This is a genomic window from Streptomyces sp. Root1304 (assembly GCF_001426405.1).
In the GTDB taxonomy this organism is placed as follows: Bacteria; Actinomycetota; Actinomycetes; order Streptomycetales; family Streptomycetaceae; genus Streptomyces.
Map to the genome: position 1 here is coordinate 107,727 of NZ_LMEP01000003.1, position 15,027 is coordinate 122,753.

The 15,027-nt window shown below is 75.1% G+C and carries 10 protein-coding genes; 6 read left to right on the forward strand and 4 right to left on the reverse strand.

Translation table 11 applies throughout. The features are described 5' to 3' along the window. The first annotated feature begins 57 nt into the window (after positions 1-57). From ASD33_RS07320 to ASD33_RS07330, 3 genes are all read left to right on the forward strand, one after another. Positions 58-1,470 carry an SWIM zinc finger family protein gene (locus ASD33_RS07320; protein WP_056555278.1) on the forward strand — a complete coding sequence of 471 codons (1,413 nt, stop codon included), beginning with the start codon at positions 58-60 and terminating at the stop codon, positions 1,468-1,470. Between the two features lie 77 nt (positions 1,471-1,547). Next, a complete protein-coding gene (locus ASD33_RS07325; RefSeq protein WP_242426856.1) occupies positions 1,548-4,247 on the forward strand; it encodes a DUF6493 family protein in 2,700 nt (899 codons plus the stop codon). 88 nt (positions 4,248-4,335) lie between these two features. Then, positions 4,336-5,835: a GNAT family N-acetyltransferase gene (locus ASD33_RS07330; protein WP_056555285.1), complete on the forward strand. Its 1,500-nt coding sequence runs from the start codon at positions 4,336-4,338 to the stop codon at positions 5,833-5,835. On the opposite strand, the gene ASD33_RS07335 is transcribed toward ASD33_RS07330, so the two are convergent. Further along, the gene (locus ASD33_RS07335) at positions 5,768-7,018 is read right to left on the reverse strand and encodes an aminotransferase class I/II-fold pyridoxal phosphate-dependent enzyme (RefSeq protein WP_056555288.1); all 1,251 of its coding nucleotides are present in this window, start codon (positions 7,016-7,018) and stop codon (positions 5,768-5,770) included. The genes ASD33_RS07330 and ASD33_RS07335 overlap by 68 nt on opposite strands. Before the next feature lie 59 nt (positions 7,019-7,077). Here ASD33_RS07335 and ASD33_RS07340 point away from each other — a divergent pair, with 59 nt between their 5' ends. The 3 genes from ASD33_RS07340 to ASD33_RS07350 all read left to right on the forward strand — a co-directional run bounded on the left by ASD33_RS07340 (position 7,078) and on the right by ASD33_RS07350 (position 9,848). Then, a complete protein-coding gene (locus ASD33_RS07340; RefSeq protein WP_056555291.1) occupies positions 7,078-7,575 on the forward strand; it encodes an Lrp/AsnC family transcriptional regulator in 498 nt (165 codons plus the stop codon). A gap of 49 nt (positions 7,576-7,624) precedes the next feature. Next, positions 7,625-9,328, forward strand: coding sequence for a DUF885 domain-containing protein (locus ASD33_RS07345; RefSeq protein ID WP_199863469.1), 1,704 nt, complete (start codon positions 7,625-7,627; stop codon positions 9,326-9,328). Between the two features lie 70 nt (positions 9,329-9,398). Beyond that, entirely contained in the window at positions 9,399-9,848 is a 450-nt protein-coding gene (locus ASD33_RS07350; protein ID WP_056555298.1) for an Lrp/AsnC family transcriptional regulator, read from the forward strand. 32 nt (positions 9,849-9,880) lie between these two features. On the opposite strand, the gene ASD33_RS07355 is transcribed toward ASD33_RS07350, so the two are convergent. The 3 genes from ASD33_RS07355 to ASD33_RS07365 all read right to left on the reverse strand — a co-directional run bounded on the left by ASD33_RS07355 (position 9,881) and on the right by ASD33_RS07365 (position 14,973). Then, positions 9,881-12,928, reverse strand: a complete 3,048-nt coding sequence (locus tag ASD33_RS07355; RefSeq protein ID WP_056555301.1) for an SMC family ATPase — start codon at positions 12,926-12,928, stop codon at positions 9,881-9,883. Continuing rightward, complete coding sequence (locus ASD33_RS07360) at positions 12,925-14,145, reverse strand: exonuclease SbcCD subunit D (protein ID WP_056555304.1); 1,221 nt, start codon at positions 14,143-14,145, stop codon at positions 12,925-12,927. The genes ASD33_RS07355 and ASD33_RS07360 overlap by 4 nt, the downstream gene beginning before the upstream one ends. 201 nt (positions 14,146-14,346) lie before the next feature. Further along, complete coding sequence (locus ASD33_RS07365; protein WP_056555307.1) at positions 14,347-14,973, reverse strand: YigZ family protein; 627 nt, start codon at positions 14,971-14,973, stop codon at positions 14,347-14,349. Positions 14,974-15,027: the final 54 nt, after the last annotated feature.

The following is a 15,027-nucleotide window of genomic DNA, read 5'->3' on the forward strand; positions in this document are numbered from 1 at the left end:
GCCGGTACGGAGGTGCTGCCCGGATGATTGTCAGTGCCGGGTCCTAATGTCGTTCCCATGACGCGATCCGTACAGGCACTCGCCTATGTCCGCCCGTCGGCCCTGGAGTCCACGGGCTCCGGCCGGCTGCTCGGTCTGGAGACGGCGGGGGGTCTCACGCCCCGGGGGGCCGAGGCCCACCCCCGTTTCTTCTCCGGCTTCCTGGCCGCGCCGCAGATCGCCGCGCGCGGGCTGCTCGCGGTGGCCGACGTGGCGGCGGCCCGCTACCACCAGCGGACGCGGCCGGGGTCACTGGACCCGGTGGTGACGGGGAACGGCGACCGGCTGCGGTTCGAGTCGTTCTCCGGCTGCGGCGGGGTGTACGCGCGTCTGGACGTGCTCGACGAGGGCCTCGGCGGTACGGAGACGGGGCACGGCACGACCAACGTCGACGTCAACGACCCGCTGCGCGACGCGCTGTCGCGGATGACCGGGGACGATCCGCTGCATCTGCGGGTGGGCCCCGAGGAGATGGCGGTGACCACCCTCGCCGGTTCGGTCGTGGAGAAGAAGGTCCCGCTGCCGGACCGCTGGCTGCGGGGCTTCGCCGAGGCGCAGGTCGCCTCGGCCCGGTTCGATCTGCGGGCTGAGCTGACCGGGGCGGAGGCCGTCCGCTTCCTGCGTTCCCTGCCGCGCGGCCAGGCCCGGGGGCGCGGCCCGCTGTGGATCGCGCAGTCCGGCCGGAGCCTGCGTCCGACGACCCGGCCGGGAGCGGGCGCGGTGTGCCTCCCGGGCCCCGATCGGCTGGTCGCCCTGGAGCGGGTGCTGCGGCACGCGACGGGCCTCCGGGTGTACGGCCCGGTACCGGACGGCGCCTTCGCCACGGCGAGCGCCTGGGAGGTGACCCTTCCGGGGATGCGGCTGACGCTGACCCTGTCGCCCGACCCCGCACGGGGGTTCTCCGGCGAGGGCGGGGTCCTGGAGGCCCTCGCGACGGACGAGGCGGCACAGGACGCCGAGCTGGTCTCGGTCCTCCTGGCCTGGGAGCCGAGGATCGACACGGCCGATCTGGCGGCGCAGGCGGGGCTCACCGTCGACCGGGTGCGCGCGGCGCTGACCCGGCTCGGTACGGCGGGCCGGGTGGGGTACGACGTGGCCGACGCGGCCTACTTCCACCGGGAGCTGCCGTACGACGCGGACCGTGCGGAGCGCCACAATCCGCGCCTGGTGACCGCGCGCCGGCTGGTCGCGGAGGGTGCGGTGGAGCTGGACGGGGACCTGGCGACGGTGGCCTCGGGTGACCGGCACTACCGGGTGCGGGTGTCGGACGGGGTGATCGCCTGCACCTGTGCGTGGTGGGCGGACCACCGGGGGCGGCGGGGGCCGTGCAAGCATGCGCTCGCCGTCCGGATGGTCCGGCGGGGTGTGGGAGCGGCCAGGGACACCGCGCTGGAAGCGGCGTCGGGCCCGGCTGCGGGAGCGTCGCGATGACCGGGAACAGTACGCGAGGCACGGAAGGCACGACGGCGACACCGTCGACGGACAGGGCCACAGGGGCGGAGAAGGTCATGGGGGCAGGGAAGGTCATGGGGGCGGAGGACGTCATGGGGATCGAGAAGCTGATCGAGGCGGTGCGTGAGGGGAAGGCCTCCGAGGTGCCCGAGCTGCTGCAGCCGCTGGGCGCGGCCGAGCGGAAGGCGGCCCTCCCGCGGCTGAAGGAGCTGCGCACCGAGGTGCGTTCCCTGGACGGGATCCGTCCGAACGAAGCGGACCGGATCCGGCGCGCGCTGTACGTGGCGGGAGCGGGCTGTCACACGGGCGCCGCAGCGGCGGCGTCCTGGCTCGGCGGGCGCGATCTGATGCCGTGGCGCTCGGAGGGCAGCGCGCTGGCGCTCCGGGCGGTCGGTGACCGGACTCCGGAGTGGCTGGCGGAGGTGGCGGGCCGGCTCGCCGCCCGCCCCGCCGTGGCGGAGCAGAGCTACGGGATGATCCGGGGCCTGGTCGAGCGGTCGGGCCGCCCGACGCCCGCGACGGACGGCTACGTCCTCGCCTGGACGCGGGAGATCGGTACCGTTCGCCATCACGCGGAGAGGCCCGAGGGGCCCACGCTCCTGGAGCGGCTGAGGCGGGACCCGCAGTCGCCGGTCCTCCTGGTCCACGCCCTCTCGATGCCGGAGACCCCCGAGCCGTTGACCTGGGCGGTCCCCGACGACTCCCCGGAGCACTGGCCCACGGCCGCGGTGGCGCTGGTCGGAGAGGGAGTGCTCGACCGCGCCGCGGTCGTGGACGCCGCCGCCTCCCGGCTGCTCCGGGGCGGCCGTCCCCGTGACCTGAGGTTCCCCATGGACGTGCTGCGACTGGTCGAACCGACCCCGGCGGAATTCCTGGAGCGGGTCCCGGACCTCGTCGGGATGGCGGCGGACTCCCCGTCGACGGTCGCGGGGTACGCGCAGGAGGCCCTGGCGGGCCTCGCGGCCGACGGGACGCTGCCGACCTCCGCTCTGGCCGAGATGACGAGTGCGGTGCTCTTCCGCACCGAGAAGAAGCTGGTCCGGGCTCAGCTGGCCCTGGTGGGCAGGGTGCTGGCACGGGAGCCCGGTTCGGCGGACGCGCTGCTGCCCGCCGTGGCGGAGGCCTTCGGGCAGGAGGACACCGATCTCCAGGGGCGGGCGCTGAAGCTGGTGGACCGCCACCTGCCGGCCGTCGGCGCCTCCGTACGACGTGAGCTGGCCGAGCGGGCCGGTGAGCTGAGCCCCACGCACCGGGGGTCGGCAGCGGAGCTGTTCGGCGCGGCCCTGGGGTCCCAGGACGTGGAGCCGTACGAGGAGATCCTGCCGCCCCTGCCCGAGCCGCAGCCGCTCGCGCCCCCGGCGACGACGGTCGAGGAGCTGGTGGCCGAGCTGGTGGTGAAGCGGCTCTCCGACGATCCCGTGGCCTTCGAGCGGGCGCTCGACGGGCTGGTGCGGCACGCGCACCGGGACCGGACGGCCGTGGCGGAGGCGGTACGGGAGGCCTTCCCGCAGCCGCCGTGGCAGCACCAGACCCACTACTTCACCTACGCGACCCATGGGATCCATGTCGTCATCGCCGGGTTGCTCCGTCACCTGAACCCGGCTCTGGTCGACCTCCGCCGGACCGAGGGACACGGCTCGGACGCCTGTTTCCACCAGACCCTGTCCGGGGTGCTCGACGCCCGGCTGTGGGAGGCCGCCGACCTCGTCGGCACGGACGCCCTGCCGTTCCTCCTCGCCACGCCCACCGGACATACCGGAGTGATCGACCCGCTGGTGCTGGTGGAGCGGCTGCGGGAGTACCGGGACGCGGGCGTCGAGCCCGCTCCGGCCGATCTCGCGCAGGCCCTGGTCCGGGTCCTGCGTACCGCCCCGACGGTGGTCCGGGCCGCCGAGGAGGCGGCGGCGCTCGGCACCCCGGCCGGCACGCGGCTCGCCGCCTGGCTGTGCCAGGAGCCCGTCGGGGCGACCGTACGGTTCCTGCCCCGGGACGAGGACAAGGCCCTGCACAGGTTCTGGCTGATGCAGCGGATCGTGGTGGACCTCGGCGAGAACCCCGTGGTGCGGGCGGAGTTCCCGCCCGCCTTCCAGTGGCTGGGCGGCGCTCTGGAGGCGACGCCCCGCCCCTGCTACCACTGGGTGGAGGGCCGCGCCCAGTGGCCCCCGGTGCTGCCGGCCGACCGCGAGCTTCTCGCGGCCTGCCTCCTGCAGACCCTCACGCACTCCGTGGAGGGGGACGCCCGGGGTGCGACCGCACCCCTGACGGCGCTGGCCGAGGCCGACGGTCCGGTGGGCCGCGCGGTCCATCTGGCCCTGGCGTTCGGCCTCGGCTGCGGGGACGCGGACGACCGGCTGCGCGCGGTGGACGCGGTGCTCGTCCTCGCGGCGCGGGGCGATCTCGACGCGCGGCGGCTCGGCACGGAGCTGGCCCCGTTGGTCGCGGAGGGGTCGGTCAAGCCGAACCGGCTGGCGGACGCGGCCCGGACGGCGGCCGCGACCGGGGCGTACGGGACGGTCTGGTCGGTGTTCGCTGCGATGCTTCCGGAGGTGCTCGCCGCGCCGAAGCCGGTACGCGGGCTGGGTGAGGTCCTCGCGGTCGCGGCCGACTGCGTGGAGCGGTGCGGGGCGGGCGACGGGGTCGCCGGGCTCGACGCGCTCGCCTCGGGACGGGGTTCGACACAGCTCCTGGTGCAGGCCAGACGGCTGCTGACCGCACTCCGTCAGGGGGCCGATCACCCTCTGACAGAAACGGTCTGAATCGTTCTTTAAGCCGCTAGATGGGCGCTTAACCCGTCAGTCACAAAGCGTTCGTGATCACGCAACACCACTGGGTCACAGTGAGGTCATGACCGATGTGACGTCTTCGAAGAGCACCCGACGCCCCCACCACTGGCGGCACGACCTGATCGAGCTCGCCGCCCTGTTCACCGCCGTGGTGGTGGCCGACACGATCGCCAAGACCATCGTCAAGGGCCCCGACGGCCCCTACCTCCTGGTCTTCTCGGCGGTCGCGCTGGCCGCCACCGCGGCCTTCCACACCTGGTGGGCACGGAGGCGGGGGCATGCCGACCATGCCCCGCCCGCCGCTCACACCGGCGGGCACCCCCTCACGTCGCCCATGAACCCGTCCACCTCGAAGCCCTCCCCCGCGCACCCGTCCGCCGCCGCCCCGTCCGCCATGACCCCGTCCGCCGGATCCGGTCCCGCCGAGGAGGAGCCCGCGGAGGCCCCCGGTTCCGGGCGGCCCGTCGAGACCACGCTGTGGCGGATGCGGACCACCGTCGCGGACACACCGGGCAGCCTGGCCGCGCTGTGCACGACCCTCGCCGGACTGCGGGTGGACATCCTCACCCTCCAGACGCATCCGCTCGCCGACGGCACGGTCGACGAGTTCCTGCTGCGCGCCCCCGCCGGCCTCTCCGCCCAGGACCTGGCCCGCGAGACGGCGGCGGCCGGCGGCCGGAACACCTGGACCGAACGGGCCGACACCCACGACCTGGTGGACACCCCCACCCGGGTCCTCGGCCTGGCCACGCGCACCGCCCTCGACGCGGCCGAACTGCCGCTCGCGCTGCGCCAGCTCCTCGGCCGCTGCACGCTCCACTCGGTGCCCGCCGTCTCGCTCACCGGCCGCCCCACCGGCGAGCCCGCCCCGGTCGAGGGGGTCCTCGAAGAGACCGTGATGCGGCTGCGCGACCCCAACGGCGGCACGCTCATCGTCGAGCGGCCGTACCTTCCCTTCACCCCGACCGAGTTCGCCCGCGCCCGCGCCCTCGTGGAGCTCGACGCGCGGCTCGGCCCGCGCGTCCCGCGCAGCCAGGACGTGCTGACGCTGCCCGAGGGCAACGAGATCACCGTCCGCCGCGCCGACCAGCGCGATCTGCGGGCCGCGCGCGCCATGCACGACCGCTGCTCGGCCCGCACCCTCGGCCTGCGCTACCACGGCCCGGTCGGCGACGCGGACCGCTACCTCGACCATCTGCTCAGCCCCCGCTTCGGCCGTACCCTCGCCGTCCAGACGACCTCCGGCCGTCTCGTCGCCCTCGGCCACCTGCTGTGGGACGGCGACGAGACGGAGGTCGCGCTGATGGTGGAGGACGACTGGCAGCGGCGCGGCATCGGCTCCGAACTCCTCGGCCGGCTCGTGGCCATGGCCGAGGAGGCCGGATGCGCGAGCGTGTACGCCGTCACCCAGTCGTCCAACACCGGGATGGTGGCCGCGATGCGCGCCCTCGGCCTGCCCCTCGACTACCAGATCGAGGAGGGCACGCTGGTGATCACCGCCCGGCTGACCCCGGCACCTCGGCCGGCCGGCCGGCCCCGGCAGGAACAGCGGAAGGCGTAGGAACGACGGAGACCGCCGGGAGCGGCTCCGCGGGCTCGGCGCTGAGCGCCTGGGTGAGGTCCCGCCACAGGTCCTCGACGTCCTCCAGGCCGACCGACATCCGCAGCAGCCGGTCACTGACGCCCGCCGAACGCCGGTCCCCCTCGGCCACGATGCGGTGGCTGATGGAGGCCGGGTGCTGGATCAGGGTGTCGACGCTGCCGAGACTGACCGCCGGGGTGATCAGCCGGACGCCGGCGATGACGTCGTGCGGGTCGCCGTACACCTCGAAGGCGATCATCGCGCCACCGATCCGGGGGTAGTGGACGCGCGCGATCCGGGGGTCGGTGGCGAGCCGCCGTACGAGCTCCGCCGCCGTGGCGGACGCCGCCCTGACCCGTACCGGCAGGGTCGAGAGACCCCGCAGCAGCAGATAGCCGGCGAGCGGGTGCAGCACCCCGCCGGTGGCGAAGCGGACCTGGCGGAGGGTGCGGGCGAACTCCTCGTCGCAGGCGACGATCCCGCCCATGACGTCGCCGTGCCCGCCCAGGTACTTGGTCGCGCTGTGCAGCACGATGCGGGCGCCCTGCTCGACCGGCCGCTGGAGCACCGGGGTGGCGAAGGTGTTGTCGACCAGCAGCGGCACGGAGCCGCAGGAGTGCGCGAGGGCGCGGATGTCCGCCTCGGCGAGGGTCGGGTTGGCGGGCGACTCGACCATCACCAGGCCGGTGTCGGGGCGGATCGCGTCCGCGATGCCCGCCGGGTCGGTCCAGGTCACCTCCGTGCCGAGCAGCCCGCCGTCGAGCAGGTGGTCGCTGCACCCGTACAGGGGGCGGACCGCGACGACATGGCGCAGGCCCTGGCTCGCCCGGGCGAGCAGGACGGCGGTGAAGGCGGCCATGCCGCTGGCGAAGGCGACGGCGGCCTCGGCGCCTTCGAGGCGGGCGAGGGCCTCCTCGAAGCGGGCGACGGTGGGGTTGTCGAGCCGGGCGTAGACGGGCGGCCCGTCGAGCCGGGCGCCGGTGGTGGCGAACTCGTCGATCCGGGCGGCCTCGGCCCGGGCGTCGTACGAGGGGTAGGTGGTGGACAGGTCGAGCGGCGGGGCGTGCAGCCCGAGCGAGGCGAGGTCTTCGCGGCCGGCGTGCACGGCTTCGGTGGCGAGGGCCCTCGGGGCGGCCGAGGGGCCGTAGTCCATGGCGTCCATGGCGGCACTGTGAACGGATACCGGGAAGTAGGGGAGAAGGCCCGTGTTACGTTCGCCGGATGGCTGATTCTGTCGTACTGGACGCGGTCGATCTGCACATTCTTCGCCTCTTGCAGAACGACGCCCGGACCACCTACCGGGAACTCGCCGCCGAGGTCGGGGTGGCCCCCTCCACCTGCCTGGACCGGGTCGCACGACTGCGGCGCACCGGGGTGATCCTCGGACACCAGCTACGGCTGGATCCGGCCAAACTCGGCCGTGGGCTGGAGGCGCTGCTGCTCGTCCAGGTCCGCCCGCACCGGCGGGAACTGATCGGTCCGTTCGTCGACCGGATCCGCGCCCTCCCGGAGTCCCGGGCGCTGTTCCATCTGACGGGGCCCGATGACTACTTGGTGCACGTGGCGGTCGCGGACCCCTCCGACCTGCAACGACTCGTCCTCGACGAGTTCACCTCCCGCCGCGAGGTGGCCCGTGTGGAGACCCGGCTGATCTTCCAGCAGTGGGAGTGCGGGCCGCTTCTGCCGCCCTCGTCGGGCCCCTCCTTGTCAGCCGACTGAGGCCGGACGAGGGTGACGCGGGCCCTTCGGAGGCGCCAGGATGACCCCCATGCCAGAGACTTCCAGCAGCCCGCTGCCCCGCCAGGTCGCCGACGACCACGTCGACGCACTCATCGCCCTCGACCCGATCACCGGTACGTACCTGGGAGTCAAGGAGAGCGCCGGACTGCTGCCCGACTTCTCGCCCGCCGGCCAGCGGGCGCTGGCCGGCCTCGCCCGCCGTACGCTCGCCCGGCTCGCCGAGGCGGAGCGCTCCCCGGGCGCGGACGACCCGGCCGAGCGCCGCTGCGCCCGGCTGCTGCGGGAGCGCCTGACGGCCGAACTCGCCGTGCACGAGGCCGAGGAGTCCCTCCGCGCGGTCAGCAACATGCGCTCGCCCGCGCACAGCGTCCGCATCGTCTTCACCGTCATGCCGACGGAGACGGAGGAGGACTGGACGGCGGTGGCGTCCCGGCTCCGGGCGGTCCCGGCCGCCCTCGAGGGCTACCGCGCCTCGCTCGCGCTGGGACTGGAACGCGAGCTGTTCGGCGGGCCGCGTCCGACCGCCACCTTCGTCGGCCAGCTCACCGAGTGGGCGGGCGCCGGGGACGGTGAGCCGGGCTGGTTCGAGGAGTTCGCGGCCTCCGGCCCCGCGGACCTGCCGGAGGACCTGCGCGCCGGGCTGGCGAAGGCAGGCCGGGGGGCGACCGAGGCGGTCGCGGCGCTGCGCGACTGGATGCGGGACGTGTACGCCCCCGCCGTCGCGGACGCCCCGGACACGGTGGGCCGTGAGCGGTACCAGCGGTGGACCCGCTACTTCAACGGCACCGACCTGGACCTCGACCAGGCGTACGCGTACGGCTGGGCCGAGTACCACCGGCTGCTCGGCGAGATGCGGACCGAGGCCGAGCGGATCCTGCCCGGCGCCGGTCCCTGGGAGGCACTGGCCCACCTCGACGAGCACGGCGCGCACATCGAGGGCGTGGAGGAGGTGCGGGTCTGGCTCCAGGGGCTGATGGACGAGGCCGTCGAGGCGCTGGACGGCACCCACTTCGAACTGGCCGAGCGGGTACGGCGGGTGGAGTCGCGGATCGCCCCGGCCGGGGGCGCCGCCGCCCCGTACTACACCGGCCCGTCCGAGGACTTCTCGCGGCCCGGCCGCACCTGGCTGCCGGTGGACGGCACCACCCGCTTCCCCGAGTACGACCTGGTGTCGACCTGGTACCACGAGGGCGTTCCCGGCCATCACCTCCAGATCGCGCAGTGGGTGCACGTCGCCGACCGGCTCTCCCGCTACCAGGCGACGATCGGCAAGGTCAGCGCCAACATGGAGGGCTGGGCGCTCTACGCCGAGCGTCTGATGGACGAACTGGGCTTCCTGCCGGACGCCGAGCGACGCCTCGGCTACCTCGACGGCCAGATGATGCGCGCGTGCCGGGTGATCGTGGACATCGGCATGCACCTGGGCCTGGAGATCCCGGCGGACTCGCCGTTCCACCCGGGCGAGCGGTGGACCCCGGAGCTGGCGCAGGAGTTCTTCCAGCGGCACAGCAGCCGTCCGCCGTCGTTCGTGGAGAGCGAGATGACCCGCTACCTGTCGGTGCCGGGGCAGGCGATCGGCTACAAGCTGGGCGAGCGCGCCTGGCTGCTCGGCCGCGCCAACGCGCGGGCGGCGCACGGCGAGGCGTTCGACGCGAAGGCCTGGCACATGGCGGCGCTCTCGCTCGGCCCGCTGGGCCTCGACGACCTGGTCGAGGAGCTCTCCCGGCTCTGAGGCCCCGCGTCCGGTGGGATTCCCGGCCGATCATTTGATCGGCCGGGGATTCCCCTGCTATTCCTGCTGCATGACCAGCGAGTACCTCCCCGACGCCACCGACTGGCGCATCCTCGAAGCCCTCCAGTCCGAGGGCCGCGCCAGCTTCGCCGAGCTGGCCCGCACCGTGTCGATGTCCCCGTCCGCGGTGACCGAGCGGGTGCGGCGCCTCGAAGAGGCCGGGGTGATCGCCGGATACACGGCGATCGTCGACCAGGACCGGCTGGGGCTCCCCATCCTCGCCTTCGTACGGCTCCGCTACCCGCACGGCAACTACAAGCCGTTCCACGACCTGATCGACACCACGCCGGAGGTCCTGGAGGCGCACCACGTCACCGGCGACGACTGCTTCGTGCTGAAGGTCGCGGCGCGCTCGATGAAGCACCTGGAGGAGATCACGGGGAAGATCTCCACCCTGGGCGCGGTGACGACCAGCGTGGTCTACTCGTCGCCGCTGCCCCGGCGGTCACTGAGCCGCTGAGCGGCCGGGCCCGGCATGCACCCGGCGGGCGCTCAGCCCCCGAGCCCCGCGCCGCCGGCGCGCAGTCGTACCGCCGAGCCCTGCCGCCCCTTGACGACCTCCAGCTGGGCCGGGATGCGACGGCGGAGGTCTCCCACGTGGCTGACGATGCCGACGCTGCGGTCGCGCTCGCGCAGCGAGTCGAGGACGTCGAGGACCTCGTCGAGGGTCTGCTCGTCGAGGCTCCCGAAGCCCTCGTCGATGAAGAGGGTGTCGAGCCGTACGCCTCCGGCCTCCTCGGTGACCACGTCGGCCAGGCCGAGGGCGAGGGCGAGCGAGGCGAAGAAGGTCTCGCCGCCGGAGAGGGTCGCGGTGTCGCGTTCGTTGCCGGTCCAGGCGTCGACGACGTGCAGGCCGAGTCCGGCCCGCTTGCCTCCGGCGCGCGCGTCGGAGTGGACCAGGGTGTAGCGGCCGGCGGACATCAGCTGGAGGCGGGCGGTCGCGGCGGCCGCGACCTGTTCGAGCCGGGCCGCCAGGACGTACGACTCCAGGCGCATGCGCCGCTCGTTCTCGGCGGAGGTGCCCGCGGTGAGGGCGGCGAGGCGGGCGACGCGGTCGTACTCCTCGCGCAGCGGTCCCAGGCGGCGGACCTCGGTCGCGGCCTGCCGGGAGAGCCCGCCGAGGCCGGTGACGCGTTCGCGGGCCGCGGCCAGCGCCGAGTCGGCCTCGCGGAGCGCGCGTTCGGCCGCGGTGTGGGTGACGGCCGCGGCCTCGGGGTCGGCGGGCGGCAGACCCGCGGCGGCCGCGGTGCCGGGCTCGGCGAGCCGGTCGGCGACGGCCGCCGCCTCGGCCTGCCAGGCGTCCACGCGCCGCTGGTGGTCCCGGCGCTCGGTCTCGCGCAGGAGGGCCGCTGCGGCCTCGGCGGGGGTGGTGAACCCGGCGCGGTAGGCGGCGTCGGCCAGCCGGTCGTCGGCCTCCTTGAGGCGCTGGGCGGCGAGTTCGGCGTCGCGTACGGCCCCGGTGGCGTCGATCAAAAGGGCGATCCGCCGCTCCAGCCGGGTGGCGTGCTCGTCGACCCCGGCGAAGGCACCGCGTCCCCGGGCGAGTTCCTCCTCCAGGGCGGCCGTCTCGGCGTCGAGGGCTTCGCGGCGAGAGGTCCGGGCGGCGACCCGGCGTTCGGCCTCCCGCTGGGCGCCGACGCGTCCCTCGTACTCGCGTTCGGCGCGGGCGAGCGCCTCCCGCGCGTGGTGGGTCTGGGCGGCGAGGGCGTGCGCCTCGGCGTGACGGCGGCTCAGTTCCTCCGCCTCGCGGGCGAGTTCGTCGACGGCGGGTTCGGCCGCGCCGTCCTGCTCGGCCGGGCCGCCCGCCTGGACCTCGGCGCGCGCCGAGGTCCAGGACTCGCGGACGGCGGCGAGTTCGCTCTCGGCCGCGGTGCGGGTCTCGTCGGCGCGGGCGTAGGCCGCGTAGGCGGCGTCCTCGGCGGCGCGGTCGACGTGGTCGGCGGTGGTGCGGGCGGGAGCGGGATGGGCGGTGGAGCCGCAGACCTGGCAGGGGTCGCCCGGGGCGAGGGTGACCGCGAGTTCGGCGGCGATGCCTTCCAGGCGGCGGGATTTGACGTCGAGCCAGCTCTCGTGGGCGGCGTTCCGCTGCTCGCGGGCCTCCGCGAGGCGTGCCTCGGCGGCCCGGGTGTCCCGCGCGAGGGCGTCCCTGCGGCGGGCGGCGGCGAGCCTGCGGCGGGCGGGGTCCAGGCGTCCGGCGAGGTGCTCGGCGCGGGCGGCGGCGTCCCGCGCGGCCTCGACGCGCTCGGCGAGCGCGGTCCGGCGCGGCTCCCAGCCCGCGAGCCAGTCGGCCGCGTCCTGGAGGACGGCGTCGTCGGCGCGCGCCTCGCGCGCGAGGTGGGCGCGCTCCTCGGTGATCACGGCGGCCCGGCGTTCGGCGCGGCGGGCCCCTTCGAGTCCGCCGAGTTCCTCGCGCAGCCGGTGTTCGAGGGCGGTGAGCTGCTCGGCCCCGGCCTCGGCCAGCTCGGGGTGCAGCAGGGCGCGGGCGCGGTCCCGGGCGGAGTGCGCGGCGGCGTGCGCGCGTTCGGCGTCGCGGCGGAGTCCCAGGGCGGGGGCCACCCGGTCCGCCCTGAGGCCGCGGTCGAGGGCGGCCTGGAGGTGGTCGCGTTCGGGGGCGTGCGCGGTGAGCCGTTCCTGACGGCGGACGGCGTCGGCGTGCCGTTCCTGGCGGGCGGCGAGGTCGTTCTCGGCGTCGAGCGCGGCACGCGCGGCGCCGTGGCGGACCTCGGCCGCGTCGAGCCGTACGCGCGCGATGTCCAGGGCCTCGCGGGCCTCCGTACGGGCGACGGCGGCCCAGGTGAGGACCGTGTCGGCGAGCCCGGGGTCACCGGGCCGTCCCTCCACGGACGTACGGGCGACGCCGAGGCCGCCGGCCGCCTGGCCCATGCGGTGGGCGAGGGCGAGCAGCCGCTCGTCCCCGTCCTCGACCTGCTGCTGGGCGGAGCGCCGCAGTTCGGCGAGGCGCTCCTCGACGGCGGCGAAGCGCCGGGTGTCGAAGAGGCGGCCCAGGAGGCGGCCGCGGGCCTCGGCGTCGGCGCGCAGGAAGCGCGCGAAGTCGCCCTGCGGGAGGAGGACGACCTGACAGAACTGGTCGCGGCTCATGCCGACGAGTTGGGTGATCTCCTCCCCCACCTCCTGGTGGGAGCGGCTGAGGCCGGTCCACGCGCGCGTGGCGGGGTCGTACGCGCGCAGCCAGGTCTGGGCCTTCTCCGTGGTGAAGCCGCCGCCGCGCTTCTTGGGGCGCTGCTGGGCGGGGCGCCGGGTGATCTCCAGGCGCCGGTCCCCCACGGTCAGTTCGAGGACGACCTCGGTGGTCGTGCCGACGGGCGCGTGGTCGCTGCGCAGGGACGCGCCGGGGGTCTGGCGGACGCCGGGGACGCTGCCGTAGAGGGCGAAGCAGACGGCGTCGAGGACGGAGGTCTTGCCCGCGCCGGTCGGTCCGTGGAGGAGGAAGAGTCCCGCGGAGGACAGGGCGTCGAAGTCCACGCTCTGCGTGCCGCCGAAGGGGCCGAACGCGGTGATCTCCAGGCGGTGCAGTCTCACCGGTCCACCTCGCGCTCGGCCGCGTCGACCCGTACGTCGTCGAAGGCTCCGTACAGCACCGCCCGTTCGGGCCCGTCGAGGCTCGCGCCGCCGCGCACATGGGCCACGAAGTCCTCCGCGATCTGCTGGTCGGTGCGGTCCCGGAGCCGGGAGGCGTAGGAGGCGCCGGGGGCGTCGTCGGCGCGCTCGGGGTCGAAGACCAGGTGGAGGGTGTGCGGGAAGCGCTCGGCGAGCCGGGCCATCGGCTCGGCGGGGCGCAGGGGGTCGGTGAGGGTGGCCTCGACCCAGGACTCCTCGTGGGGGGTGAGCTCCGGGTCGGCGAGGAGGTCGTCGAGGTGGCCCCTGATCCGGGCGAGGGGGCGCGGGACGGGGCAGTCGAGGCGTTCGGCGCGGGTGATCGCGCCGGTGGCCCCGCCCTCGGGGCCGCCGTCGGCTCCGGGGGCGTCGGGGCCGTCGGCGGGGCCGAGGTCGATGAGCCACATGGTCTTGCGGTGGTCGGTCTCGGAGAAGGAGTACGCGAGCGGGGAGCCGGAGTAGCGCACGCGCGGGGTGAGGGTCTGGCTGCCGTGCAGATGGCCGAGGGCGACGTAGTCGACGCCGTCGAAGACGCCGGTGGGGACGGCGGCGACACCACCGACGGTGATGTCCCGCTCGCTGTCGCTGGGAGCGCCGCCGGCCACGAAGGCATGGGCGAGGACGACGGAGCGGGTGCCCGGCGGCCGGGCGGCGAGGTCGGCGCGGACCCGGTCCATGGCGGCGGCGAGCACGGCCTCGTGCCCGGCCTTCGGTGCGCCGAGCTGTTCGCGGACCAGGGCGGGTTCGAGGTACGGCAGGCCGTAGACGGCGACGTCGCCGTGCGCGTCGGTGAGGACGACGGGGGTGCCGATGCCGGCGGGGTCGGTACGGAGGTGGATCCCGGCCCGCCCGATGAGTCCGGCGCCGACGCCGAGGCGGCGGGCGGAGTCGTGGTTGCCGGAGATCATGACGGTGGGCACACCGGCCTCGGCGAGGCGGTGCAGCGCGGTGTCGAAGAGTTCGACGGCGGTCAGCGGGGGCACGGCCCGGTCGTACACGTCGCCGGCGACGAGCACGGCGTCGACCTCGTGCGCGTGGACGGTGGCCACGAGGTGGTCGAGGAAGGCGGCCTGGGCGTCGAGGAGGCCGACGCGGTGGAAGGACCGGCCGAGGTGCCAGTCCGAGGTGTGCAGGAGCCTCACGATGCCGTCCCACCCCGCATGTGCGTCGCTCCTCGCCGCCGGTTCCCGTCGTGTGCGCCCTCCACGCTATCCCGCCGGGGCGGGTGGTCGGGGCCGCTCGGGGAGAGGAGCGCCGGGGGTACGGGGCGGGCGGCGGCGGACGGTGTCGAGGGTCACGCCGCCGTGGCGCGGCCGGGCGCGGTGACCGGCGCTCCGTACCCGTCAGGCGTCCCCGTACGCCTCTCCGCCGAGTGCGAACGACGCCGCTCCCGCCGTGGCGTCGGCGAGCCAGGCCCGGAAGGCGGTGACGTCCGCGTCCGGGAGGCCGATCTCGATCGTGACGGCCTCGGCGTACCGCACCTCGCGGACGGCCCGCCCCGTCGCCCTCAGGTCGTTCTCCAGCTTGCCCGCGCGCTGGTGGTCGACGGTGACGGTGGCGAGCCGGAAGCGCTGCCGGGTCACCGTGCCGAGGGCGTCGATGGCTTCACCGACGACACCGCCGTACGCGCGGATGAGGCCGCCCGCGCCGAGCTTCACACCGCCGTAGTACCGGGTGACGACGGCCACCACGTACCGCATCTCGCGGCGCAGGAGCATCTGGAGCATGGGGACGCCCGCCGTGCCGCCGGGCTCCCCGTCGTCGCTCGCCTTCTGGACGGAGGCGTCGGCGCCGAGGACGTACGCGAAGCAGTTGTGGGTGGCGGTCGGGTGCTCCTTGCGGACGCGCGCGACGAACTCCTGCGCCTCCCGCTCGTCGGCGACGGGCGCGAGCGCGCAGAGGAAGCGCGAACGGTTGATCTCGGTCTCGTGCACGCCCTCGCGGGCCGGTGTCCGGTACTGCTCCTGCATCCGACCAGCCTACGTTCCGCAGGAGGCGGTGATCTCCGGCGGGCGCCGGAGGCC

Coding starts and splice junctions, on each gene's coding strand:
- ASD33_RS07320 (WP_056555278.1), top strand. CDS start 58: ATGACGCGATCCGTACAGGCACTCGCCTATGTCCGCCCGTCGGCCCTG.
- ASD33_RS07325 (WP_242426856.1), top strand. CDS start 1,548: ATGGGGGCAGGGAAGGTCATGGGGGCGGAGGACGTCATGGGGATCGAG.
- ASD33_RS07330 (WP_056555285.1), top strand. CDS start 4,336: ATGACCGATGTGACGTCTTCGAAGAGCACCCGACGCCCCCACCACTGG.
- ASD33_RS07335 (WP_056555288.1), bottom strand. CDS start 7,018: ATGGACGCCATGGACTACGGCCCCTCGGCCGCCCCGAGGGCCCTCGCC.
- ASD33_RS07340 (WP_056555291.1), top strand. CDS start 7,078: ATGGCTGATTCTGTCGTACTGGACGCGGTCGATCTGCACATTCTTCGC.
- ASD33_RS07345 (WP_199863469.1), top strand. CDS start 7,625: ATGCCAGAGACTTCCAGCAGCCCGCTGCCCCGCCAGGTCGCCGACGAC.
- ASD33_RS07350 (WP_056555298.1), top strand. CDS start 9,399: ATGACCAGCGAGTACCTCCCCGACGCCACCGACTGGCGCATCCTCGAA.
- ASD33_RS07365 (WP_056555307.1), bottom strand. CDS start 14,973: ATGCAGGAGCAGTACCGGACACCGGCCCGCGAGGGCGTGCACGAGACC.